This window comes from Bacillus sp. AG4(2022), from assembly GCF_031844465.1.
Taxonomy (GTDB): Bacteria; Bacillota; Bacilli; order Bacillales; family Cytobacillaceae; genus Bacillus_AB; species Bacillus_AB infantis.
In genome coordinates, this window is the sequence record NZ_JAUZVH010000007.1 from 120,297 (window position 1) to 143,667 (window position 23,371).

Sequence of the window (23,371 nt, forward strand, 5' to 3'; positions counted from 1 at the left end):
TCCTATTCAACATCCGGATCATAGCGTTCCATATCTTCTTCTGCATTTCTTTCAATATCTATGACTCTTGCAAGCGACAGCAGATTGAAGCTTCCGTCATGATGCCAGCCCGGCTTTGCCCTGTTCATCTCCCCGACCGGGCAGATTCTGCTGATTCCGGCCTCACCGAGTTTGGCGCTTATATCCATTAGTCTATCAGGCAGGACCGCCAGCCCGCATGACTGCATATACTTTTTATAGGGCTGAAGATTGCCTATGCATCCTTCAAGTTCCTGGACAGAAAAAATATGAACAAATCTATTTAAGGGAGATGCTTCAAAACCGCTTCCTTCCTGAAAAACCACTGTCCAGCCTGTATTCATTCCATCTTTATAAACTGCGGTTCTGCTGCCTTTCAGTTTTTCCAGTTCATATTTTCCCCTTGTTCTTTGGATTGACAGGTGCTCTTCTTCTGACAGGACGGACCGGCGCCGCTTTTTTTCGTACCGGGCAAGCTCTGAGCCGAGCAGCTGGGCGAAACGCCGGGGCTCAACCGTCCCTCCTTCTTCTATGTAAACGGATTGCGGAGAGAGACAGCCCTGCTGGTCATAGATGCAAATGTCTTCCGCAAGCCTGCGGGCTGTCCTCGCATACAGATCAGGAGTCAAAGCTTCTTTTCCGATCATGCTGATACTGATTTTATGCCCGTATGCAAGGAGGCGCTTCCCTTCAGGAAGCCTCTTTTTAATGCTATTCACTGTTTTGTCTGATCCATATACAATAACAGCTTGGGCTGATTCAAGAGCCGGCGCTTCCATTTCGGAATTCCCGCCATGCCATGGAAGAACCGCTGCGGCCTCTGCAAGATTTTCATCTATTTCTGCCAGGGATTTCAGAAATAAAACCGGCAGGACGGGCTCAGAAAAAGAAGTTTTTCCAAGGTGTGCAGATTTCATGAGAAACCCCATGATCAGGCTCCATAGCTGGACACCAGGAACATTGCCTGAAAACACATGGAAAATCAGATCTGGCCCATAAGCCCGGCTGAGCCCGCCGGACTTTCTTGGCCGGAATTCATCCAGCATTCCCGGAGAATCAAATTCTTCTTCCAGGAAGCGAAAGAGCTCTTTTTTTCGGAATGTCCTCATATACCTTTTCAGCTCCAGCCGGATCATTTCACTGTCATAGCCGGTGACGGCAGGAAGAAGCTTTTCGGCTAACTTTCTCAGATGATAATCAGGATTCAGCCATAGCTGGACCGCTGCATCAATTGTGCTGACTATGCTTGAAACCGGCAAATCTTTGAGGTATTGGCTGCGTTTTTCCAGTACAGCTTCAATTGTATGTTTCATTTCTTCGCCGCTGAGTTCGGGATATCTAAGCGAGAAAGTTTCTCCTTCCGCGTTATAAATCTTCTCTTTTACAACAGCTGGCTTGATTGATGACGGCAAATGGAAGATATCGACTGTTTCCGCCATCTTACCGGCCGCCCTTTGAGAGAAGCTGGTCGGCTGCAATGGAGCAGCCTCTTGCCTCAGAACCCTTTACTCTCCCGAGCAGCCTGAATCCATGCTCCGTTTTCATACCAAGATCTTCCGTCAGGACGGCCAGGCAGGAATTCCAGTTCGCCAGGTCATAGTGGGCAAGCACTCCCGTCTCTCCTTCTTTTACCGGTTCAAAAGTGGCTGGGTCCAGCACTCTCGTCTTCAGCCAGACCGGCCCGCTCTTATCGGTTATTGCCTGTTTTCCCGCAAACCTGGAATGAATATTCTGGTCATAGATCTGAGAGCTGAGCTCCGTCATGCCGTACATGTTTATCTGCAGATCCTTTTCTATTCCAAAGAAACGTACATAATGTTCAGCCATTTCTTCCGGGCTTATTTCCTTTGCCTGGCCTTTGAACCCGCCGGTATCAAAAATCCTGCTGCCCTCATGCATTAAAAATGACTGATTATTTTCTTTCAAAAAATCAAAAAAATGAACATAAGCATATGTTGCCCCCATGATCAGTACAGGTTCTCCCCTTTCTGACATCATGCCGAGCGACTCTGCTGCTCTCTGAAAGTCAAGGCCTTCTCCATTGTGAAAGAAGCGGCTGTACTCATTGCCGTAATAAAAGACAGCATTGGTAAGGTAGCGGGAAAGGGAAGAGTTTTTGTTATACTCATCTGATGGTGACAGTACAAAAATGGCCATCTTTTCCCGGTCAGGCAGTACAAAGTTTTTGAAAGGGCCTTTCATGGAGAGATCCCACAAGGATAAATCCGGATGAAAGTTCTTACCCTTAGCATCAGGATTGGTCGTCCCACTGGTCATAAAGACTGCCTCCGCCTCTTCAGCCGGTTCGCAGGTTAGTGTCAGATCTTTAAAACCATGAACCGGCATAGGGGGAATTTCTTCCCATGTGTGCACTGTAAAGGGAGTCTTCCTTTTAGCATGGCAAAAGTTTTTATAAAATAAGTTATTCTCATACTGATAGCTGAAAAGTTTAAGCGCCAGTCTGCCAAACCTCTCATCAGAATCTTTCCCTGCTTCGATAAAATCTTTAATTTCCGCTATCAAACTGATCGATTCTTTTTTCATCACTTGCCGCTCCTTTCTTAAACAGATTTGGGAGATTGACTAAAGACAGCTGAAGAAAGATGCTAGTGAATGCTCCGATTAAGATGCTGTTCGTCAGGAATGTCCCTGCTATTCCTGACGCATTCACAGCATATGAAGGCAGTGATATGGCCAGCAGCATGGAAAGCCCGACAATCATATAGTTGATTTGAGTAGCTTCCGCCTTTGCCAGAATCGAGATCCCTGTGAACACCAGCGTTGCGGCAGCCGGCAGGAAGATTCCGCCGACAACCGGGGCCGGCGTCAGAGCCAGGAGTGCGCCCGCTTTAGGCACAAGCCCGAGCACCAGGAAGATGACAGCAGCAGCCATGACCGGGTATCTTGAGCCAACCCCGGTCAAGCGCAGCAGGCCGACATTCTGCGCATAAGCTGTCGTCGGAAATCCGCCGATCAACGCTGACACAAAAGAGCCCGCCGACTCTCCCGCAAAACCGCCGCGGATCCTTTTGGCTGTCAGCTCCGTTTTCAGCATCGCAGAGGACGCCTGATAAACGCCCATTGCCTCTATTACAGCCACAAGATACGCAATGAAAAAGGTCAGGAAGGCTGCCCATTCAAATGTAAGTCCATACGGAAGCAACTGTGGGAGGCCAAACCAGGCACTTTCCTTGATCATGGCAAAATCAGCATTTCCCAGCGAAAAAGCAAGTGCATCGCCTGCAATCAAAGCAATCAAAAACGAAAAAGACTTCCAAAGACCTTTTCCGAACAAAGAAAGGCCAAGGACAATCAAAGCTGTTGTTATCGACAGCAGCAGGGTTGATGGACTGGCAAACCCTTCATCACCCGGTGAGCCTCCCAGAAATTCATGCAAAGTGAACCCGGCAAGCGAGATCCCGACTAAGAAAATGACGGTCCCGGAGATGACTGGTGTGAACAGGGCCCTCAAGCGCCCAAGCACCCCGGTTATTGATAAAAGGAACACAATGGCGGCACTCACCAGGATGCCCCCGGTTGCTGCAGCAAGCCCATTCGCCTTGCCGGCTGAAATCATAATTGCATCAAATGCAGCTGACGGTCCCTGAATGATCGGCAGGCGGACCAGCTTTGTCGCCTGTATAAAGGTGACAATACCGGCTGCAATGAAGATGCTGTTCACCATATTAGCCGATAATGCAAATGGCAGTCCGATCATAGCTGCCACAAAGATGGGATCCAGCCAGACATTCGAGACAAAAACATGCTGAAGCCCATATAAAACGGTTTTTCCCGGCGGAAGCTTTTCTTCCAATCCTATTAATATCTCATCCGTGCTGGATTCTGTTCTTCTTTCGTCCATCTTCATTCTCCTCATCCTTTAAATTGACCTGTTCAAAAATCGGTGTCCGTTTTTTCTTCAGAATGGCCAAAATAATGATTCCCAGAAGGGCTCCGGCAGTCGAACTGAAGATAAAGAGCGGAATAAAGCCGAATAGTGCGGCCTTCTGCCCCATAATCATGGTGGCAAGTGGATATGAAAGGAGCGCACCGATGATGCCGGTGCCAATCACTTCCCCAGTAAAGGCCATCGACAGCTTTTTGGTCCTGCTGTAGAGAAGCGCTGCAAGCAGCGCACCTGCCATGCTCCCTGGAAAAGCAAATACTGAGCCGGTTCCCATCAGATTCCTGAGCAGCGATATACAGAACGCCTGTGCCACGGCGTAATAAGGGCCAAGCAATACGGCTGACAGCACATTCAGCAGATGCTGGACCGGGAATACTTTTGTAAAGCCAAGCGGAATATACAGCATGCTGCTTGACAGCGTTCCCACTGCAGCCATCATTGCAGCAGCAGTTAATCTTTGTGTTTTACCCATACAAAAATCCCTCCATGCTAATTTGCACTGAGGGAATGGAGGCGGAGGGATTAACAGGCCGGCTCTTTGCCAGCCGCAGCATAAAATCCCGCACTTCCCTCCGCCGGCATAACCCGGATCAGGTATAAGGGTCAGGGCCGGAAAAGGCCCACTCTCAGCCGGACTCCTCCGGCTCCCCCAGTGCTTTTATGTATTAACTTATCTTGGATATAAGGCTGTTTAGACCTTTAACGGCCTGGCTTAGAGTTTTTAAAATGAAGTGCCGGCCATTTTACCGTTAATTCCTGCTGGTATAGGAATCTATCAAGAAGGAACTGATATAGGCTTCCAATCAATTTTAAGATTACTGCTCTTTTGATCCCCACTAAAAAAGCCCGGTCCCCATATGAAAGAAGGACCAGGCTTTTGCACACATAAAAAAAGTACTGTTGCTCATTCTACTTTCCTACGCTGGCATGATCCAGTTCAGGTCCAAAGGGTTAAAAAACATCGGTTTTCCTCTCAGCCCGCCTGTGCGGACACCCCTAGCAGTCACACAATATCCAATTAAGAATCATCATAACTTTGTTACTGTCAAAAGTAAAGACAATGTTTATTTCTTCCTGCGCCTGATCAAAAAGAAAGCTGCGCCAATAACAGCCGCCGCAATCAGCATATACACCACATTAGAATACATATCCAGATACCCCACTGCCGTTTCCCATGAATCACCAAAGGCCGCTCCAATATTTACAAGGATGGTATTCCAGATCAATGTGCCGATGACTGTAAATAGCAGAAACAGCGGAAAATTCATTTTTGCCATCCCGGCAGGAATGGAAATCAGGCTTCTTATCAGCGGGATCATCCGGCATATCAGAATTGTCCAATAACCGTAGCGGTCAAACCATCCAAAAGCTTTATCTAAATCAGCCTTTTTCAGGCGGAGTATGCCTCCCCACCTGTCTATCATTCTCTCAAACCTGTTTCGGCTCAGTAAAAGGCCCGCCCCGTAAAGCAAAGCAGCGCCCACTGTCGAGCCAAGGGTAGCCGCTGCAATCGTTCCAGTAACAGTAATATTTGTTTGTGCCGTCATGAAGCCGCCAAATGTCAATATAATTTCAGACGGGATAGGGGGAAAAATGTTCTCAAGCGCAATCAGCAGGAAAATTCCTGCATATCCGAATTGTTCAATCACATCTTTAATCCAGTTCTCCATAATACCTCCCAAGACGAAAAAGCATATCAGTTAATTAACGTTAAATTCTGATTCCATCCCTTCAGGAAAAGGAGATTTCCTATAAGTTCAGGCCATTCAGATGAAATTAGAATAACTCATCCTGAAAAATAATCAAACAATAACTTGCACAAGACCAAAAACAAGAACATTCGTTCTTGAAGTGCATATGTTTTATGGAGACTCTTAATGAGGAGGATGTCCATGAAAGCTATCCCTGATGCTTTTGCCTGCATGGCACGTTATCTTATGGAGGATGATGAAGCATCTGCAGAATTGTGGAATAAAGTACTCCTTGCTGCTAAAAAAAACGGGTTGGGAAATGACGAGGAAGCTATATTGCCTGCTGCTGTAGAATCATTAAGGGTACTGATGAGGAAAATGAAATCATCCCAGCCTGCAAAAAGTCCTGCCGCTTATTTTTACGTTGTCATAGATCGCAAGCTAAAGCTGCTGAAGGTACATTTTTAATATTGTTAAGAACTTACCTGACCCGAAAAAAGATCCGCCAGTGATTAGGGGCGGATCTTCTCTTTTATGCGTAATTAAAATTGGGATGGAGGCGGTGTCTGTCCAGACGGCATTGTTCCATGAATATAAATCGGGCCTGGTGCCAAAATTGGTATCTGCCCCATCGGCTCCGGGTTTTCAATATATTCGAACTGCCCCTGTCCATCCATGCTCGGCCCTTTTGCCCATCGGCCTTCTGCACTGTCTGTCCCTTTTGAGCAGTTCATGAAGGAATAAGATACTTCCTGCTTTTCCTGCTGGCGGTTGAATGTGCCTGGCACAACCTTGCCGTCCCGTGCTTCAAGCTCTGAGATTGCTGCGAGCCATTGGTTTTGGTGCATAGTGTCACGGGCAATCAGGAAAGACAGCATGTCTCTGACCCCGCGGTCTTCTGTCATTTCATAAAGACGGACCGCCTGAAGGCGTCCTTGTGATTCGGCATTAAGGTTCGCGCGGAAGTCAGCCAGCAGATTCCCGCTTGCCACTGTATAGCGGGCTGTCCAAGGATATCCCATGCTGTCGTCCGGCTTCGCACCAAGACCGGAAACAATCGCGTGCTGCACGTTCATTCCGCCCATTGCAGCCCTGATGATTGGATCCTGTGCTGCTTCTTCCTGTTCTTTAACAGGCGCTTTATCAAGCAGCTGCGCAATCATTGTAGAAAGCATTTCGACATGTGCAATTTCCTCAGTTCCGATATCGAGCAGCATATCGCGGTACTTTTGGTCAGCCCGGCAATTCCATCCCTGGAAAAGGTATTGGATCATAACGCTGATTTCACCGAATTGCCCGCCAAGGATTTCCTGCAGCTTTCTCGCATAGACCGCATCCGGTTTTTCAGGCTTTGCATTGTATTGAAGTTCTTTTACATGGTAAAACATGCTGGTCACCTCTCTTGTCTTTTAGTATCAAGGATAGCTTTACCAATTGGCCGGGAAACATGCTTGCATTTTGACAAATCATACTCTGACATTCATTAAATTGGTACAGGAACAAATGAAATTTCCTGACATAAAGTATGAAGCGGCCTATATACATGGCAAGAAAAGTGAAAACGGAGGTGCCCGTCATGAATAACCGACTGCCTGTCCCTCATTTGTATGCACCTGTAATGAATTTAATTGACACCGAAAAAGCATTGAAAAATGTGAAAGACTGCTTCGAGAAAGAGCTCTCTGAAAGGCTGAACCTTACAAAGGTATCAGCGCCGCTGCTTCTTGAAAGCAGGACCGGCATCAATGATAATCTTAATGGGGTCGAGAGGATGGCCACAATTGAGGCCAAAGACCTGGCGGAAACTTTAGAAGTTGTCCAGTCACTGGCAAAGTGGAAAAGAATGGCCCTTGCCCGGTACGGTTTTTCAGAAGGAGAAGGCTTGTATACCGACATGCGGGCAATCAGAAAGGACGAAGAGCTCGATCAGCTGCATTCCATTTATGTAGACCAATGGGATTGGGAAAAGGCCATCCCGAAAAATAAAAGAAACAAGCAGACACTTAAGGTTGAAGTAGTTTCCATTTATGAAAGCATAAAGGAAACAGAAAAAAAGCTTTTCTATTCCTGCTCGCATTTGGTGCCAGTTTTGCCAGAACAAATAAGCTTTATTACGTCACAGCAACTAGAAGACATGTTTCCCGATCTCCCTGCAAAACAGCGTGAAGACAGGATAGCAGAAAAGCTTGGTGCCGTCTTCATCATGAATATCGGCGGCTCTCTGCTTTCAGGCAGCAAGCATGACAGTCGTTCCCCGGATTATGATGATTGGAACCTCAATGGCGATCTGATCTTCTGGTACGCACCGCTGAACAGAAGCATTGAAATTTCATCCATGGGAATACGGGTTGATGAAAAATCACTCAGAAGCCAGCTCAAGGAGTGCGGAAATGAGGAAAGACTTGAGCTTCCTTTCCACAAGGCACTCTTGGACGGCAAGCTTCCTTTCACAATCGGCGGAGGAATCGGCCAGTCAAGATTATGCATGTTCCTGCTAAAAAAAGCCCATATAGGCGAAGTTCAGGCATCCGTCTGGAACAGCAGGATCAGGAAAGAATGCCAGGATGCCAATATCCCTCTTTTATAAACGGTGACAGGCACCTATACCAGTCAGCCAACTGGTATAGGTGCCTGTCACTACTGCTATTTCAGCTTCAAACAATAAACCGGCTCTGGATGATGCCCTTCCTCTACCTCTCCGGTTGGGACGAAGCCGGCTTTTTCGTACATTTTTATCGCTTTGTCATTGTTATCGATCACAGTGATATAAATTTCACTGCACTCCATGGACTCTGCCATCTCATCAATGACTGCCTTCAGGACGGGACCGCTGTATCCTTGGCCCTGATACTGATGGCCGATCATTAAACTGACCAATTCATACCACTCTGTTTCCTTCCTGAATCCATATGAAGCAAACCCGATCAAATTGCTGCCATCGTAAATAGCTCTTGGCGTATACCCAAACACCTGGCAGGCGCCAAGGAAAAAGGCATTCGATCCGACCCACCTTTCATAAATCTGGATTCGTGTTTCCTGCACTTCATCTGATTTAAGATTGATTACATCAAAGAAGTTTTCTTCAGTTACTTCCGCAAGTCTGATATCCATCATATCCCCCATTGGCAACAGCACCATGTTATTAATTTACCTCTCCAAGCGTCTTATAAAGCTCCAATGATTCTTTAAGAAAAATCTTACAAAAGCCTGTCTTTTCGTAAATCCGTTCCGCCCATGCATCAAGCTCTTCAAGCGGAGGGTCATATACCAGCCCATTTTCTGTGCTGAGAAAACTTTTCCAATCATAAAACTCCCAATGGGCCGTTTCACCTGTTATGGGAACGCGGCATTCCAAGAGCGGTATAGGGTGTATTTGGCGGCTTGAATGCCCCGCAGCTATCCAAAATTCATCCCTGTCGACCGGCTCCAGATGATACGTCTGCATTGACTGCTTCCCGCCCGGCCTATGATAGGTGATTTCTGCTGCATTGCCGCTGCTTTTAATCTCAATGCCTGCCGCCGGAAAATACCCTTTTTGCGGAACTGTCGTGTCTCTATCAATCAGTACCGGCTGCAGCCACTGGTCGCCAAGGTCGCATAAAAAGCGGCTGCCTTTATCATCCTCGGCTACAACGGCGGCATGCGCCTTTTCCGTATGCAAGCTACTGCCGACAGGATAGGCCCTGATTCCTTCTTTATCAAACTCATCAAGCAGCCACAGGGCAAGATCAAAGCAGTTTCCAGTGATCCCAAACTCCTCACGGTGCTCTTTCATCTGAGAAACTTCCCTCTGCCCTATTCCTTTATGGTGCAGCCATAGCTTAGTAAGCGTCTCCATTGGAAAGCTGTCAAATCTTTTCCATACAGAAAAAATGCTTTCTGGTGCTTTCATCACGCCACTCTCCCCTAATTATCCGTTTGCTTAATTCGACAATCAATGAAGGATTTCCTTTTACATTCAAAATAAAAAAACCGGCTATTGGCCAGTTTAACTAAAACCGTCGTTTTCTTCTTCATCCATCCCCATATTTTCTTCTTCCCCATCTTCCTGCAGAAGTTTCCCTATCCATTCGGGAATCTCTTCTCCTCCGTTCTTGTGAAACACTTCGGTTACATCCTTCTCTTCCAGCCGGGACATGATATCATGAATATCATTATGGTCTCCCAATACATTGCCGAATCCCTGATTATGTTTCTTCAGGCTGGTAAAGCCTGATGGAAAGCTGTTTCCGAAGTTGACGCATGAGGCATCCTCGATGGATCCTATGTGAATGCTGTTGATTTTAAACAAAGGAGAAAAATATCTCATCACAGTTCCCCCGTTCCCGTGGTGCTTTCCAGAGCATATGGAGTCTCTTTTCCGTTGACAAGGATACGAATGCGGGCATCATCGCTGTTTTTTTCTGCTGTTTTAGTCCCTCTTGCATTTCCTTTTTTCCCGGTCTGCGGCTTCTGTTTGTTTGCTGGTGTGTAAAAGCTGTTTCCGAGATTCATCATCCCGCTCAGGCTTTTAACATCAATCCTGTCGAGAAAATAAGAAAGCTGGTCCAGCTGGAAACTCTCTATTTTCACTTCATTTATCTCCAAGTGGATGTTATGCCCGCTGGACTTTTCTTTTTCAAGCTCTTTCAAACGGCCCTCCATATCAGCAAGGCGGCCGTTCAATTTTCCCAGTATGGTAATCAGAGCTTTGTCATCCAATTGCATAAGAGTTCATCCTTTTTAGTGTCACATCTTCTGCTTTTGAAGGCATATGGTATAAGAGGCATAAAAACCGGGAGGGGCACGGATGAAAAAAATGATTGGACCAGCAAAAATCCATTTTGACGATATTTTCATCGGACAAATCACTGACAGCTCTGGCGTATTCATGGGCAGAAACAGACAGAAGAATTGGTCCTCCGATATGAATGGCACCTCAGGCTTTGGCTCTGTAGCGGGAGATCTCAATAAGATTTCGGGCAATCTCCACCTTGTCCAGCCCGAAGGCAAAAAGGGAAAAGAAAGCTATAAATAGGCTAAGAACCCTCTTTGCTTCGTGCCACCCGTGTATAATTCCGGCTGATTTTATTCCCTTTTCCCGCCACTTTGCCAAATCCTTCTGAGATTTTACCGGTATGCTGCCAGTATACTGGTGTATTCTGTCCATAAAATATCCCGGAACTGTTTTGGATCTGATTCACTTTTATCGTTTTAAATCTGATATTGGCCAACATCCCACCTCATCTTCAAAGCCGCCTTTTTCATATTCTTATTTTGCCGGCAAGGAAAATATGACCTTCATCCTGTAAAGCTTTTTCAGGAAAAATAAAAAGCCCTAGGAAATGGCTTAAAGATCCTGACTGTCATGTTCTTGCCCTTGTTCTTCCTCACCTTCAATCCGGTAAAAGAAGGCATCCATAAAATCGCTGTCATCAACAATATTGACATTATAGGCTGAGACGTTCTGGCTTCCAGTCACCGACCCGAAGCCTGTATTATCCTTCCTGTTCACCTGCCATCCGGATTGTGTATTGTCTCCCGTAAAGATGCCGGAATTGGCCGCCATGGAGGTTATATTAATGTTATTGAATTTTATTGAGATATTCTGTAAAGCTGACTTCATCTTTATATCTGGGAGACAGGCTGAGGATTGATGTTTTCCGGCTGGGCAATCGGCGTATCTGCAACATCCGGATCATTGACAAAACTGAAGTTGCCAAGAGAGGCTGCGTTGATATATACCCCGTTTCCAGTATTCAATTTCCCTTGAGCGTTCCAGTCCGGCTGGCTGTTCTGCCCTTTGGAAATGATGGAATTGGATGACATGCTAATAACATTAACCTGATTAAAAATAACCGAAACAGGCAATTCCATCCCTCCTTTCTGCTTGTAATGCCACTATATGCATGATTAGATCGGTTTGTGTGCCACGGGCACTCAGGCTTTTACAGAAGCTTCACCACGAATATTCGATTCTGCATCCAAATGATGTTATAATGGATGAAACGGCTCATAAGGGAAGGATGACCAATTTGATAACTTCTTACGAGAAAATTACCATTTCCGGAAACAAGTATGCCGAGGTCTTCCTGAATATAACAGAAGACAAACGATTCATTATATCCATCCCTTCCATCAGCTGGTCAGCTGAAATCAGCCAGCTGGATGAATTGAAAGAACAATTTAATCATCTCCAGTCGTCACTGAATTTTCATATGTTTGAAGGGAACACAGAAGAGCTTGCTGCCGCCATTATTAAAGAAGCAGAAAAACATATCTGATTCTCTTTTTCAAACCGCCTGGCAGAGTGACTCTGTTAGGTGTATAAACATCATAAAGCCCCTCGATCCAACCCTACATTCTCTTTTTTTGCTAAAAAACCCATAAAGAAAGCACGGAAGAGGATATCCGTGCTTTTTCATATTCCATTTTTTATCTGCTACGATTGCTAAAGAATAAAGCCCGGAACATAGCCCGGGCTTTACGCTATTTAATTTTCCTGATGCTCAACCTTGACACGCTTAATAAAGAATGAAGCAATCAATCCCAAGATGGCCACACAAATGGCAAATATAAAAGCATCCTGGATGCCTGCTGTCAATGATAGCGGCAGCAGAGAAGGATCCTGCGGGTTTGCAGCTTCTTCCATATAGCTCTTTTGGCCCGCTGTCATGATGGAAATCGCGACAGCCGTCCCAATCGCACCGGCAACCTGCTGAAGTGTATTCATGATAGCCGTTCCGTCTGGATAAAGTTCTGGCGGCAGTTCATTGAGGCCATTTGTCTGAGCCGGCATGAATACCATCGCAATACCAACCATCATGAAGATATGCAGCATTACAATATATCCGGCTGACGTATCATTTGTAATTCCGGAGAACGCAAACATGACGATTGTGACAATCACAAGACCGCCGCGGACCAGCCATGTGGGACCATATTTATCGAACAAGCGTCCCATTACAGGGGACAGGATTCCATTGACCACTCCTCCGGGCAGCAAAACCAGCCCAGCCGCAAATGTAGTCAGCAGAAGTGAATTCTGCAAGTAGAGAGGAAGCATGATCATTGAAGATAATATGACCATCATTGCGATCAGCACCATCAGCAGGCCTAAATTGAACATAGGGTATGAAAAGGTGCGAAGATTGATCATAGGCTGCTTCATCTTTCTCTGGCGGATACAGAAGAGAATCAAACCGACTACTCCAAGCACAAGAGCAAGGATAACTTTCGGGCTCCCCCATCCGCCTTCTCCTTCACCGGCACTGCTGAATCCGAATACGATTCCACCGAAACCGATCGTTGATAAAAGGATGGACAGCAGATCGATCTTTGGCTTGGTAGGGCTGGAAACATTCTGCATATAAAATAGTCCAAAAATAAGAGCAAGAACAAAGAACGGCAATGAGATCCAGAAAATCCAATGCCATGTCAGATTCTGCAGAATCAATCCTGATATCGTCGGTCCGATTGCAGGAGCGAACATAATGACCAGACCGATGATCCCCATCGCCCCTCCCCGCTTATGCGGTGGTATGATGACAAGAATTGTATTGAACATAAGCGGCAGCAGAAGCGCTGTTCCGATTGCCTGGATGACACGAGCCAGCATCAGGATGCTGAACACAGGCGCAATCGCTGCAATGAATGTCCCAATGATTGAGAATACAAGCGATACTGCAAATAGCTGCCTCGTCGTAAACCATTGCAGGAGCAATCCTGAAATCGGCACCAATATCCCAAGGGTCAATAAATACCCTGTTGTCAGCCATTGAACGGTAGCTGCATCCGTTTCAAAAATCACAATTAGATCCCTGATTGCCATATTCAGGGCGGTTTCACTGAACAGGCCGATAAATCCTGCTATCAGGAAAGAAATAATAATAGGAACCGCTTTGATATCCTTTAATGCATTCGGCGCGGCTGCGCCTTGGTTAGTACTTTGCACAATGATTCTCCTCTCAACTTCTGCGCTGCTTTACTGGACTCTGAATACATATGTAAAATGTTCAGCTATATTCCGCAGCGGCTTGCCATTTCCATAGGTGTTTGAAAGCATGACCGCCCCTTCAATCATAGAGCTCACAAGCAGGGCCAGCTCCTTCGACCTCTCCTCAGAAAATCCGGAAAGCAGCAGTTTTTCTTTGTACAGCGATTGCCATTCCTTGTAAGTTTCCTGACAGGCCTGCCGGATTGGCTCACTCGTCAGAGCCGTTTCCGAAGCAATCAGTCCGATGTGCAGGCCGCTATTTTCATGGCTCAGGGGCACATCAAAGTATGAAGCAATTTTTTCGGCATGATAGCGGAAGGCTGCTGCCGCATCTTCAGAAGATGCCAGCTCTTTCTTTATCATCGTTTTTATTTCATTTCCAACATGCTTAACAGCTTCCACTGCAATCTCCTCTTTGCCGCCTGGAAAATGATAATAAATTGACCCTTTGGGAGCCCCGCTTACCTCTATAATTTGATTCAATCCGGTGCCATTATACCCCTGGCACTTGAATAGATTCGATGCCGCACACAAAATTGACTCTCGTGTCTTTCGCTTACCCTCCAAATTCATTCTCCTTTCGGAAAAATTATAACAACCGGTCTAGATAAATTTATGGGAATTCATGAGGAAAGTCAACAAAACAAAACTGAAAAAGCACATTTTTTTGAATGTGCTCTGTTATATATGAGTTGGCCTGTTAAGTTTTTTCCTATCCTTTAATCCTGCAGACAGCAGATAGAACGCTACCAGCAGGAGAACATAAGCTGCAAGAGGGAAGATAATGATCCACTGGGAGTGGTAAAGGAAAGAACGCGACTGTCCGATAAGGCCTGACCACTCATTGGTTATTGATAAATAAATGGTAGGAAAATACTGCTTTTCCGTTCCGCCCAGGAATAAATTAAAGATTCCCAGCTGTCCGATGATGTGCAGAACCTGGATGCATTCATTTACAAAAATCGCCGAGAAATCAGCCCGCAATGATGGAATGATATGCTTGCGAGAAAGATGCGAACTATTGCCTCCAAGCGTCCTTGCTGCCTCCACATAAGCCATTTTTTTAAGCTCAAGCGTCTTATTGAAAATAACATTGTAAACCCCGTTAATGCCAAGTATGGTCAATAGGGCCCCTTGTATAAGGGTAAGCTGAAGCGGTGAAAGCTTGGGTTCAATATTGATGCCGAGCATGATGAAATAGATAAAGATAAATATAGGGATCCCGCTGAACAAGGAAATGTTGTTAAGTACCCCTTTTTTTGTCCGGATCCCCTGAAAGATTCCTAACGCTGCTCCAATCACCAGCCGCAGAAGGGCCACACCCAACACAGTAAAAATAGTATATTTAGCACCATGCAGCAGGAGGGTCAAGATGTCATAACCCCATTTATCCGTCCCAAAAGGATGCTGCGCAGAAGGCGGAAAAGGCGAACTTACTAATTTCCTGTTACCTTCTTCATCTATGATATGGTCGATCTTTTTTGATTCGTTTACACCATAGGGTGCAATCTCAGGCCCGGCTAGTGCGGCCAGCAGGAAGAAGGCAAGCATCAATAAACCTGCGGCTAGTGGAAGATTCCTCCTTTTTTTCATCTCTGCAGCCCCCTTTCAATCAGCCATAATAATAGCTTTAAAGTATATAAAGAAACGAGATATAGTAAAAGAAGGCTTAACAAGCTAAAGATAACCAGATTATATTGATACCCAAATTGAATCTGCTGGACAAACAACAGCGCTGTGATTCCCCTTGTGTTATATAAGTATTCAATAATGAAAAGATTCCCAAGCATGATGCTTAAAATCTTGTGAAGATCTGCTTTCAAGAAAGGAAGCACATTTAGGAATACATGAAAGAGATAGATACTCCCCTTTCGTAAGCCCTTAGCTTTCGCAGCCAGTATGTAATCTTCTCCTTTAACTTCATGGCTCCGCTCTGACAAGGAGCGAAGCAGATAAAACAAGGGAATGATAACAAGAGTAAATATAGGCAGAAATATAGCCGGCTCACTCATGGAAGAAGAAGCCACCTTTACTGTCTTTATTCCGGTTTCTTTGTGCACAAATACCGTCAGCAGCTGCAAAAGCAGAACAAGAATAAAATCAGGGAGCATTCCAGTGAAACCGAGAACCGCATTCAGCAACCTGCCTCCTTTTTTCCATAAAAACACACCAAATAAAACGGACAGAATGACAGCAATCACCGCACTTACAGTCAGATAGAGAAAGGAAGACAGCCAATATGGGATCAAATCCTCAAGGAGCGGCCTTTCCCGCTCTCCCTGCAAATATAGCCAGGATTCCCCTGACTTCAGCCCTTGAATAAAATCCCTGATTTCGTCAATCATCGGGATGATACTGAATACCACCTTCGCATCTCCATTATGGAACCCGAGAGGAAGCACTGCCAGAATTATAATGAGCACCACACTCGTCAGGCTACGAAAAATAGTCGCCATAAGTACTCCTTCCTATGTATAAAGTCGGTTTCTATTATATATCAAGGGAGGATGCGGCAGGAGGAAATTTAGGAAGGTTAAAAGATTAAGCGGGTACATAGGGGATCAGGGCTGCAGTGCACTGAGGAACAATATTTTTGCTTGTTATACTGAAGCGATTGCCTTATGTAATTCACTTGAAGCACTAATTGTTTTTTCGTAGTCTGAGTGACTCATGTCTGCTTCTTGAGTCACTCTGTTCAGCTTTCACCCCCATCAGAGTGACTCATCTTCCCCTTGAGGCACTCTGTGCTGCTTTCACCACCTTCAGACTGACTCATATTCTCCACTTGAGGCACTCTGACCTGCTTTATCCCCATCAGAGTGACTCATATCCTCTTCTTGAGTCACTCTGTTCGGCTTGCTCCACCACCAGGGTGACTCATATCTTCCTCTTGAGTCACTCTGTGCGGCTTTCACCACCTCCAGAGTGACTCATATCCTCCACTTGAGGCACTCTGCTCTGTTCTCTCTCCATCAGAGTGACTCATATCTTCCTCTTGAAGCGCCCTGCCAGGCTTTCCCCACCATCAAAGTGACTCATATTTCCCTCCAGAGGCACTCTGCAACGTTTCCCCCACCATCAGAGTGTCTCAAATGTTAACAACCTATATTTCCCGAAGCTCCTCTGCCCGCTTCCGCATCTCTTCGTAAGTCTCCCCGTTACGAAAATCCTCAAGCTCCAGGCCCAGACTTTCTACCGCATAGTAAAGGTGCTCCAGCCAGTCATGATCCCTGCATCTGATTGCTTCTTCGCATTCCCTTTCAATATAGGGAGAACTGATTTCTTTTCCTAAGTCCCTGAAAACCTCAATTGAGTCGAGGGCACCAGGCCAGTTCCTGTCCTGCAGGAGACCTGCCAGCCGCTGCAGCGCGTTTTCATTTCTTGGATAGCCTATTTTCCTTATGACTGCTACTCCATTTTCCCAGCAGGCTTTGCCATACTTTGGGATAATCATGCGGACTTTGTCTGCGGGGAGCTGTAATAAGATATCAGCCGCTTCTTTTTGAGTTTCTTCAGGAAGATGCCAGTTCAAATTGTAAACATGATAGATGATCCCCTTATCCTCCATATGGATAAATCCGCTCATAAATATCACCTCGTTACCTATTTTACCAGAAAAAGGCTGCGGAATTTCCGCAGCCCTTTAGTATCTAATGCTTCTTCTTCCCTTTTCCTTTCAGGTCAACTCCAATCGCTGCTCCGCTTCTGCTGGAGTCGGCCACTCCCTTGAATATTCCCTGTTTGTGATCAATCAGGATGCTTTGGACATTGCCTATCGTTTCTGGTTTCTCGCCGAATCGATGGCCCATTTCCTTCAGCCTCTGCAGGGCAGAAACTGGCACCCCTTCTTCAAACCGGTAGGACGATGGGTTATTCGTATAGATCCTCGGTTCTTCAACTGCAGCTTTCAGTTCCATATCGTACTCTATTGCGTGGATGATCGTTTGCAGGACAGAGGTTATGATGGTCGGTCCTCCCGGTGATCCGACTGTCAGTACCGGCTTGTCATTTTCAAAGACGATCGTCGGAGTCATGCTGCTGAGCGGGCGCTTATTAGGCTGGACCTCATTTGCCCCTCCAGGCACAGCATCAAAATCAGTCAGTTCGTTATTCAGCATCACGCCAAAGCCCGGCACCATGATGCCGGTACCAAAAACCTGCTCAATCGTTGTTGTATAGGAAACCACATTCCCCCACCGGTCTGCTACCGTAAAATGGGTGGTTTCCCCATATTGTCTGTCTGCAGGCTGAGCTGCTGCACTGTAATCAGGTTTCCCGCTTTCATACTTCCATGGGTCCCCAGCTTCAGGCTTTGTATTCATTTCATCAAGCGATATTAACTGCTGCCGTTCTTTAATATAGTCCTTATCCAGAAGTCCTTTAACTGGAACCTCAACGAATTCCGGGTCCCCCGCATAAGCTGCCCGGTCTGCATAGGCAAGATGCATGGCTTCTGACATGAGGTGATATTTTTCCCAGGAGCGGACTGGATATTGGGAAAGGTCGAAGCCGTCCAGTATTTTGAGCATTTGCAGGAGGAAGACACCGCCTGAGCTTGGCGGAGGCATGCTGGCAATCTGATAGCCTTGATATTCCCCCCACACAGGCTTGTCTATTGCTGCTTCATATTTTTCTAAATCGTCCTTCACCATTGATCCGCCGAAATCCTGGACAGTCTCGGCAAGGGCATCCCCAATCGGCCCTTCGTAAAGCGCCTCGCTTCCATCTTTCCTAATTAGCTTAAACGCTTTGGCTAGATCTTTCTGGACCAGGATGTCGCCTTCTTCCAGCGGCTCGCCTCCTGGGAGAAACACTTCAGCAGCTGCTGACCGGGACAGCTTTTCTTTATTATCTTCTATTGCCGCTGCCAGTACCGGATCGATTGGAAAACCTTTATCAGCCAGTTTAATAGAAGGCTGGATCAATTTCTTCATAGGGATGGTTCCCCACATATCCAGTGCTTTTTCAAGGCCTTTCAAGGTTCCCGGTACACCGACTGCTGTTCCGCCCGAAGATCGTTCTGCAAAGGGAATCGGCTTTCCCTTTCCATCGAGGAACATATCCGGCTCTGCTCCGGCCGGGGCACGCTCACGGCTATTGATGATCGTTGTTTCTTTCGTTTTTCCATCATACACCATCATGAATCCGCCGCCTCCGATGCCTGACATCATCGGCTCAGTTACATTGAGGGCAAACTGAATTGCCACAGCAGCGTCAACGGCGTTTCCGCCTTTCTTCAATACATCAGCCCCAATTTCTGAAGCAAGCGGATGGGCTGTGGCAACCATGCCATCCTCACCTACAGCAACTTCGCCATATTTTTCATAAGGATCCTGTTTATGCTTTGCATCTGCAGCAGCAAGAGGAGCGAATACCAATATAAAACTGGACAAATACACAAATAAAACACTGGCGGCTTTTTTCATCTTATCCCTCCTATTGTTGGTTCATTTCTAACTTAAAAGAAGGAAGGCTGGATTGGCAAATTTGCGGCTGAATATTTAGAATTTTAAATATTTTTACCCATACAGATTCTATATAAGTTGGGCCTAATGGCATTGAAAAATCTGAAGTTGCTAATATATCCCAATACTTGCTAATAAAATGTAAAACTTGCTAATACATCCGAAAAGTTGCTAATAAAATCCATTTCTTGCTAATAAAACGACAAACTTGCTAATAAACCACACGCCGCATTCCGCCACGTTCCCTACATACGAAAAAAAGAGCCCACTCAGGCTCTTTCATCAAGAAATAAACAAAAACAGCTGTCTTTGCCCATCGGCATCCAGCCTATCTGTAAGGTCAATCCACTTCATTCTGGTTCTTCGTTCTTCAACCAGCTTGTTAATCTCCCGCTCGATCATTTGCATCCTTTGATAGGTTTCCGTCACTCCCAGGCTGAACTTTTCTGCAGCCTGTTTATGCGGAGAGTGCTTGACCAGGAGGCTCATGAACTGGTCGGAGGTTTCGGACTGCTGTGCAAGACGGTCCTCTATGTTTGTGACATATTGGTAGAGATCCCGGTCTTCAGGGGGCAGCCCCGAGACAATCTCTCTTATGATTATATCGACGAGTCTTTCATTCATGCTAAACACCCCGCCATGTAAGATTTGTTCCTTTAGTTTATCATATTACCAGCTTGCTTTTTTGACTCCGGGGATTTGCCCTTTATGAGAATATTCACGGAAAGCGATCCGGGACATTTTAAATTTGCGCAGGTATCCGCGCGGACGGCCTGTCACCTCACAGCGATTCTTCAATCGGGTTGGGGATGAATCGCGCGGCAGCCTTCTCAGTGCCTCATAATCGCCCTTCTCCTTCAGTTCCCTGCGGATCTCAGCATATTTAGCGACCATCTCCTGCCGCTTTTTCTCTTTTGCTACTTTTGATTTTTTTGCCATTTTAACGAATACCTCCATGAATTAATACGTAACAATTACGATTTAAACAAGATAAAATAAAGATAGAACAGCGAGATCGGAAAAGGATAAATCGTAACCATTACTATCTATAACAAAACATATCGTACCATGAATCAGCCTTTCGTGTAAACCCGCCTGCTCGAAAACAAAAAGAAGCTGCCAAAAGACAGCTCCCTCCTCACTATGCAGCATGTGATCCTTTAGACGAACCAGACTTCTTTTTTCTCCTGAAAAGCGGCACAATCATAACAAGAACAGCTATGAACATGAGCGTCAGGCCGATTGGGCGATCCAGCAGGATAGCCAGACTGCCGTCTGAGATAGTCAGTGTCTGCCTAAGTGCCTGCTCCATCATTCCGCCCAGGATAAAGGCAAGGATAAAAGGTGCCGCCGGGAAAGAGAAAATTCTCATAAGAAATCCAATGATGCCGAAGATCAGAAGCAGGTACAAATCAAACGTGTTGAAGCTCAAGGCATATACGCCTACCATACTGAAAGTTATAACGAGTGAAATCAGCATCGGCCTCGGAATTGTGAGCACCTTAGCTATATACGGCACAAGGGGCAGATTCAAAATCAAAAGAAACACATTGCCGATATACATGCTCGCAATAATGCCCCAGAATACATCCGGGTGATCCTGAACCAGCAGGGGTCCCGGCTGGATGCCCAGCACCAGGAAGGCCCCCAGCAGGACTGCAGTTGTCCCGGATCCCGGAATACCGAGGCTCAAAAGAGGGACGAAAGCTCCTCCGGTTGCTGCATTATTGGCTGTTTCCGGAGCAGCCAGCCCTCTGATGGAGCCTTTCCCGAATTCTTCCGGCTTTTTCGCAAGCTTTTTTTCTGTAATATAGCCGATGAAAGAAGCGATAGTCGCCCCTGCTCCAGGAAGGACCCCGAGGATGAAACCCAGTACCGATTGGCGGGCCATCGGTCCCTTCATCTCCTGGAAGTCTTCCCTGGTGATTTTCAGGCTGCCGATGTTCTCATTTTCCGATGAAGAAGTATTCTTCCTATTAAATATCAATGTACAAACCTCTGCCAGGGCAAAAAGCCCAAGAGCGATGATAAGGAAATCGATGCCTTCCAGCAGATAGGCGTTGTCAAAGGTGAAACGGGCTGTGCCTGTCTGCCCGTCGATTCCAATAGTCACGACAATGACGCCGAGAGTGGCCGAGATAAAAGCCTTTAGTGTGGATCCTTCTGACAAGCTGGAAATGGCCGTCAGTCCCAAAAGCATCAAAGCGAAGTATTCGACGGGGCCAAATGAAACGGCAACCGACGAAAGAAGCGGGGAAAACAGCATCAATAGAACAACGCTGACTGTCCCGCCAAAGAACGATGCAATGGCGGCAATGGCCAGCGCCTTGCCCGCCTTCCCCTGCTGGGCCATCGGATAGCCATCAAATGCGGTAGCAACCGTCCCCGATACTCCCGGTGCATTCAGCAGGATCGAAGAGGACGATCCGCCGAAGATCGCTCCATAATAGACTCCTGCCATCATCATCAGCGCAATGGCTGGGTCCATATTATAGGTGACCGGGATCATGATGGCAATCGCACTGATTGGGCCAAGGCCCGGCATCATGCCGATGAATGTACCGATGAAAACACCGAGGAATACAAAAAAGATCCCCTGCAGGCTCAGTGCAACCTGAAACCCTGATAATAATCCTTCAAACGAACCCATAAGATCCCTCCTTTAAAATGGCAGAATGCCTGCCGGCAGTGAGATTTGCAGCAGATAATTGAACATCATGTAAATGGACAGCGAGAAGACGACCGAAACGATTGCATTTGTCCATTTTTTCTTATAGCCCAAATACCAGGTTGTGATAAATATGAAAAGAGCCGTCATGACTACAAAGCCGACCATTTCAAAAAAGAAGATATAAACCAATATAAACGCGCAGACAGTAAGCAATGTCCTTGCTTCGCCTTCCGGTATCTTCCGCTTTTTCTTTTCTTCTTCCGTCTCCGCCTTCCTGGAAAAAAACAGCAGGACAGACAGCAGGAGAAGCAGAAAGCCCAGAGATTTTGGCACAAAGTCTGCATCAATTGCCGCATACGGATACTCAGGCAGCCTAAAGCTCAAAATAAGGTAAAACAGTGCAAATCCTATTAATACAAGGCCAATTTTTCGATTGATTGGCTTGAGCATGTATGATTCCCCCTTTATCTGATCAGCTTCAGCTCATCAAGCAGTTTATACAATTCATCGTTTTCCTTCTTTAGAAACTCCTTGTATTCGCCGCTGTCCATATAGAGCTCATTCCAGCCATATTTCTCGCGGATCTTTTTCCACTCCGGCGAATCATTCAGCTCTTTTAGCCTTTCTTCGTAATACTGAATTTGCTTTTCATCCATATTAGGAGGCCCAAAGAAGCCCCTCCAGTTCACAAAGGTTTCATTGATGCCCTGCTCAATGGCTGTCGGGAAATCCTCGAGTGTATCGCCCTTCAATCTTTCCGGAGAAGTTACTCCCAGCACTTTTATCTTTCCGGCACGCACCTGCTCGATTGTTTCAGAAGTACCGGCAGAATAAACGTCAACACTTCCGTTGAGGAGCTGTGTCAGTGCTCCGCCATCCTGGTCTGAAACATATTTGATTTTAGTCACATCCACACCGGCGGCTTTGGCAATCTTGATAAATTGGATATGGTCCATGCTTCCTGGAGATGAAACGCCAACCACCGAGATTTTGGAAGGATCTTTTTTCATATCATCAAACAAATCATTCAGATCATCCCATTTTGCATCAGCCCTGACAGCAAAGGCTGCATAGTCGGCAATCAGATTGGACAGCGGGGTAAAGTCGTCTACTCCGTATTTTGACTGCCCATTAAGTGGTACAAGAATAATAGGCGGAGACGAGACAAATATATTATGAGGGTTGCCTTCCTTTTTCATCATATACGCCCAGCCGACGGCTCCCCCTCCGCCCGGTTTATTGATGACAGGCATCCTTTGATCAATAAGCCCGTCCTTTTCTAGCGTCTGGGCAACCATGCGGGCTGTGGTATCCCAGCCTCCGCCGGCTCCAGCCGTAGCCACCACTTCGATCGGTTTGCTTGGCATCCATTTGCCATCCTTATAAATGCCTGCAGCTTCCTTGCTCGAGCAGGCTGACATCATCACCATGCAGAGCAGCAGTGCTGCTGCCAGAATCATTTTTTTCATCAAACTTATGCTCCTTTCCATGGGTGAAAACGTTTTCTTTTTTGTTATTGTAAAAAAATCAGAAAAGTTTGTATCTATTAAACAAGTATTGAGCGTTAAGAACTTTGCGGGCTTTTTGTTCATTTTGTTCACGGGGTTGAGAACACAAAAAAGCTGCACCCTCATCAGCTAACAT

Annotated in this window: 28 protein-coding genes and 2 riboswitches; of the genes, 4 read left to right on the forward strand and 24 right to left on the reverse strand. The window is 46.2% G+C overall.

Translation table 11 applies throughout. The features are described 5' to 3' along the window. Positions 1-2 precede the first annotated feature (2 nt). The 5 genes from Q9R36_RS18895 to Q9R36_RS18915 all read right to left on the reverse strand — a co-directional run bounded on the left by Q9R36_RS18895 (position 3) and on the right by Q9R36_RS18915 (position 5,595). Positions 3-1,496: an acyl-CoA reductase gene (locus Q9R36_RS18895; protein ID WP_311225715.1), complete on the reverse strand. Its 1,494-nt coding sequence runs from the start codon at positions 1,494-1,496 to the stop codon at positions 3-5. After that, positions 1,459-2,562, reverse strand: coding sequence for a LuxE/PaaK family acyltransferase (locus Q9R36_RS18900; protein ID WP_311225716.1), 1,104 nt, complete (start codon positions 2,560-2,562; stop codon positions 1,459-1,461). The genes Q9R36_RS18895 and Q9R36_RS18900 overlap by 38 nt, the downstream gene beginning before the upstream one ends. After that, the gene (locus tag Q9R36_RS18905) at positions 2,525-3,880 is read right to left on the reverse strand and encodes a solute carrier family 23 protein (protein WP_262382951.1); all 1,356 of its coding nucleotides are present in this window, start codon (positions 3,878-3,880) and stop codon (positions 2,525-2,527) included. The genes Q9R36_RS18900 and Q9R36_RS18905 overlap by 38 nt, the downstream gene beginning before the upstream one ends. Continuing rightward, entirely contained in the window at positions 3,846-4,397 is a 552-nt protein-coding gene (gene thiW / locus Q9R36_RS18910; RefSeq protein WP_148949293.1) for an energy coupling factor transporter S component ThiW, read from the reverse strand. Before thiW ends, Q9R36_RS18905 begins: the two co-directional genes overlap by 35 nt. A gap of 78 nt (positions 4,398-4,475) precedes the next feature. Continuing rightward, positions 4,476-4,586: riboswitch (TPP riboswitch) on the reverse strand. A gap of 236 nt (positions 4,587-4,822) precedes the next feature. Next, a riboswitch (TPP riboswitch) is annotated at positions 4,823-4,933 on the reverse strand. 56 nt (positions 4,934-4,989) lie between these two features. Continuing rightward, the gene (locus Q9R36_RS18915) at positions 4,990-5,595 is read right to left on the reverse strand and encodes a DedA family protein (protein WP_101548228.1); all 606 of its coding nucleotides are present in this window, start codon (positions 5,593-5,595) and stop codon (positions 4,990-4,992) included. Between the two features lie 222 nt (positions 5,596-5,817). Here Q9R36_RS18915 and Q9R36_RS18920 point away from each other — a divergent pair, with 222 nt between their 5' ends. Beyond that, a complete protein-coding gene (locus Q9R36_RS18920) occupies positions 5,818-6,084 on the forward strand; it encodes a hypothetical protein (RefSeq protein WP_022544003.1) in 267 nt (88 codons plus the stop codon). A 74-nt stretch (positions 6,085-6,158) separates the two neighbouring features. Here the strand turns inward: Q9R36_RS18920 and Q9R36_RS18925 are convergent, their stop codons facing one another. After that, the gene (locus tag Q9R36_RS18925; RefSeq protein ID WP_094767729.1) at positions 6,159-7,004 is read right to left on the reverse strand and encodes a manganese catalase; all 846 of its coding nucleotides are present in this window, start codon (positions 7,002-7,004) and stop codon (positions 6,159-6,161) included. 215 nt (positions 7,005-7,219) lie between these two features. Here Q9R36_RS18925 and asnA point away from each other — a divergent pair, with 215 nt between their 5' ends. Continuing rightward, positions 7,220-8,203, forward strand: a complete 984-nt coding sequence (gene asnA, locus Q9R36_RS18930; RefSeq protein ID WP_222929001.1) for an aspartate--ammonia ligase — start codon at positions 7,220-7,222, stop codon at positions 8,201-8,203. A 56-nt stretch (positions 8,204-8,259) separates the two neighbouring features. On the opposite strand, the gene Q9R36_RS18935 is transcribed toward asnA, so the two are convergent. The 4 genes from Q9R36_RS18935 to Q9R36_RS18950 all read right to left on the reverse strand — a co-directional run bounded on the left by Q9R36_RS18935 (position 8,260) and on the right by Q9R36_RS18950 (position 10,323). Beyond that, positions 8,260-8,730, reverse strand: coding sequence for a GNAT family N-acetyltransferase (locus Q9R36_RS18935; RefSeq protein WP_253617201.1), 471 nt, complete (start codon positions 8,728-8,730; stop codon positions 8,260-8,262). A 28-nt stretch (positions 8,731-8,758) separates the two neighbouring features. After that, entirely contained in the window at positions 8,759-9,508 is a 750-nt protein-coding gene (locus Q9R36_RS18940) for a hypothetical protein (protein ID WP_311225717.1), read from the reverse strand. A gap of 96 nt (positions 9,509-9,604) precedes the next feature. After that, positions 9,605-9,925, reverse strand: a complete 321-nt coding sequence (locus Q9R36_RS18945; protein WP_311225718.1) for a hypothetical protein — start codon at positions 9,923-9,925, stop codon at positions 9,605-9,607. Then, positions 9,925-10,323: a hypothetical protein gene (locus tag Q9R36_RS18950; RefSeq protein ID WP_094767732.1), complete on the reverse strand. Its 399-nt coding sequence runs from the start codon at positions 10,321-10,323 to the stop codon at positions 9,925-9,927. Before Q9R36_RS18950 ends, Q9R36_RS18945 begins: the two co-directional genes overlap by 1 nt. Positions 10,324-10,405: 82 nt before the next feature. Between Q9R36_RS18950 and Q9R36_RS18955 the strand changes: the two genes are divergently transcribed. Continuing rightward, complete coding sequence (locus Q9R36_RS18955; protein ID WP_094767733.1) at positions 10,406-10,633, forward strand: hypothetical protein; 228 nt, start codon at positions 10,406-10,408, stop codon at positions 10,631-10,633. A 1-nt stretch (position 10,634) separates the two neighbouring features. On the opposite strand, the gene Q9R36_RS18960 is transcribed toward Q9R36_RS18955, so the two are convergent. The 3 genes from Q9R36_RS18960 to Q9R36_RS18970 all read right to left on the reverse strand — a co-directional run bounded on the left by Q9R36_RS18960 (position 10,635) and on the right by Q9R36_RS18970 (position 11,472). Beyond that, entirely contained in the window at positions 10,635-10,832 is a 198-nt protein-coding gene (locus Q9R36_RS18960) for a hypothetical protein (RefSeq protein WP_009793269.1), read from the reverse strand. A 113-nt stretch (positions 10,833-10,945) separates the two neighbouring features. Next, entirely contained in the window at positions 10,946-11,221 is a 276-nt protein-coding gene (locus Q9R36_RS18965; protein ID WP_094767734.1) for a hypothetical protein, read from the reverse strand. A gap of 2 nt (positions 11,222-11,223) precedes the next feature. Then, complete coding sequence (locus Q9R36_RS18970; RefSeq protein WP_311225719.1) at positions 11,224-11,472, reverse strand: hypothetical protein; 249 nt, start codon at positions 11,470-11,472, stop codon at positions 11,224-11,226. Positions 11,473-11,630: 158 nt separating this feature from the next. On the opposite strand from Q9R36_RS18970, the gene Q9R36_RS18975 reads away from it, so the two are divergent. Continuing rightward, a complete protein-coding gene (locus Q9R36_RS18975; protein WP_101548457.1) occupies positions 11,631-11,879 on the forward strand; it encodes a YueH family protein in 249 nt (82 codons plus the stop codon). Positions 11,880-12,088: 209 nt separating this feature from the next. Here the strand turns inward: Q9R36_RS18975 and Q9R36_RS18980 are convergent, their stop codons facing one another. From Q9R36_RS18980 to Q9R36_RS19030, 11 genes are all read right to left on the reverse strand, one after another. Beyond that, positions 12,089-13,549 (reverse strand): DHA2 family efflux MFS transporter permease subunit, encoded by a 1,461-nt coding sequence (locus Q9R36_RS18980; protein WP_396137123.1) that lies wholly within the window; start codon positions 13,547-13,549, stop codon positions 12,089-12,091. 30 nt (positions 13,550-13,579) lie between these two features. Continuing rightward, positions 13,580-14,158: a TetR/AcrR family transcriptional regulator gene (locus Q9R36_RS18985; protein ID WP_224950674.1), complete on the reverse strand. Its 579-nt coding sequence runs from the start codon at positions 14,156-14,158 to the stop codon at positions 13,580-13,582. Between the two features lie 114 nt (positions 14,159-14,272). Beyond that, the gene (locus Q9R36_RS18990) at positions 14,273-15,184 is read right to left on the reverse strand and encodes an ABC transporter permease (RefSeq protein WP_009793263.1); all 912 of its coding nucleotides are present in this window, start codon (positions 15,182-15,184) and stop codon (positions 14,273-14,275) included. Further along, a complete protein-coding gene (locus Q9R36_RS18995; RefSeq protein WP_224950677.1) occupies positions 15,181-16,047 on the reverse strand; it encodes an ABC transporter permease subunit in 867 nt (288 codons plus the stop codon). Before Q9R36_RS18995 ends, Q9R36_RS18990 begins: the two co-directional genes overlap by 4 nt. Positions 16,048-16,694: 647 nt before the next feature. Continuing rightward, positions 16,695-17,177 carry a hypothetical protein gene (locus tag Q9R36_RS19000; RefSeq protein WP_311225720.1) on the reverse strand — a complete coding sequence of 161 codons (483 nt, stop codon included), beginning with the start codon at positions 17,175-17,177 and terminating at the stop codon, positions 16,695-16,697. Positions 17,178-17,241: 64 nt separating this feature from the next. Beyond that, entirely contained in the window at positions 17,242-19,017 is a 1,776-nt protein-coding gene (gene ggt / locus Q9R36_RS19005; RefSeq protein WP_311225721.1) for a gamma-glutamyltransferase, read from the reverse strand. Between the two features lie 321 nt (positions 19,018-19,338). Then, the gene (locus Q9R36_RS19010) at positions 19,339-19,680 is read right to left on the reverse strand and encodes a hypothetical protein (RefSeq protein ID WP_009793259.1); all 342 of its coding nucleotides are present in this window, start codon (positions 19,678-19,680) and stop codon (positions 19,339-19,341) included. A 45-nt stretch (positions 19,681-19,725) separates the two neighbouring features. Continuing rightward, complete coding sequence (gene rpsN / locus Q9R36_RS19015; protein WP_022544009.1) at positions 19,726-19,995, reverse strand: 30S ribosomal protein S14; 270 nt, start codon at positions 19,993-19,995, stop codon at positions 19,726-19,728. A gap of 202 nt (positions 19,996-20,197) precedes the next feature. Next, on the reverse strand, positions 20,198-21,706 hold the full coding sequence (locus Q9R36_RS19020) for a tripartite tricarboxylate transporter permease (protein WP_129612615.1): 1,509 nt from the start codon (positions 21,704-21,706) through the stop codon (positions 20,198-20,200). Between the two features lie 12 nt (positions 21,707-21,718). Further along, positions 21,719-22,177 (reverse strand): tripartite tricarboxylate transporter TctB family protein, encoded by a 459-nt coding sequence (locus Q9R36_RS19025; RefSeq protein WP_009793254.1) that lies wholly within the window; start codon positions 22,175-22,177, stop codon positions 21,719-21,721. Positions 22,178-22,191: 14 nt separating this feature from the next. Further along, positions 22,192-23,196, reverse strand: coding sequence for a tripartite tricarboxylate transporter substrate binding protein (locus Q9R36_RS19030; RefSeq protein WP_129612614.1), 1,005 nt, complete (start codon positions 23,194-23,196; stop codon positions 22,192-22,194). Between the last annotated feature and the right edge of the window lie 175 nt (positions 23,197-23,371).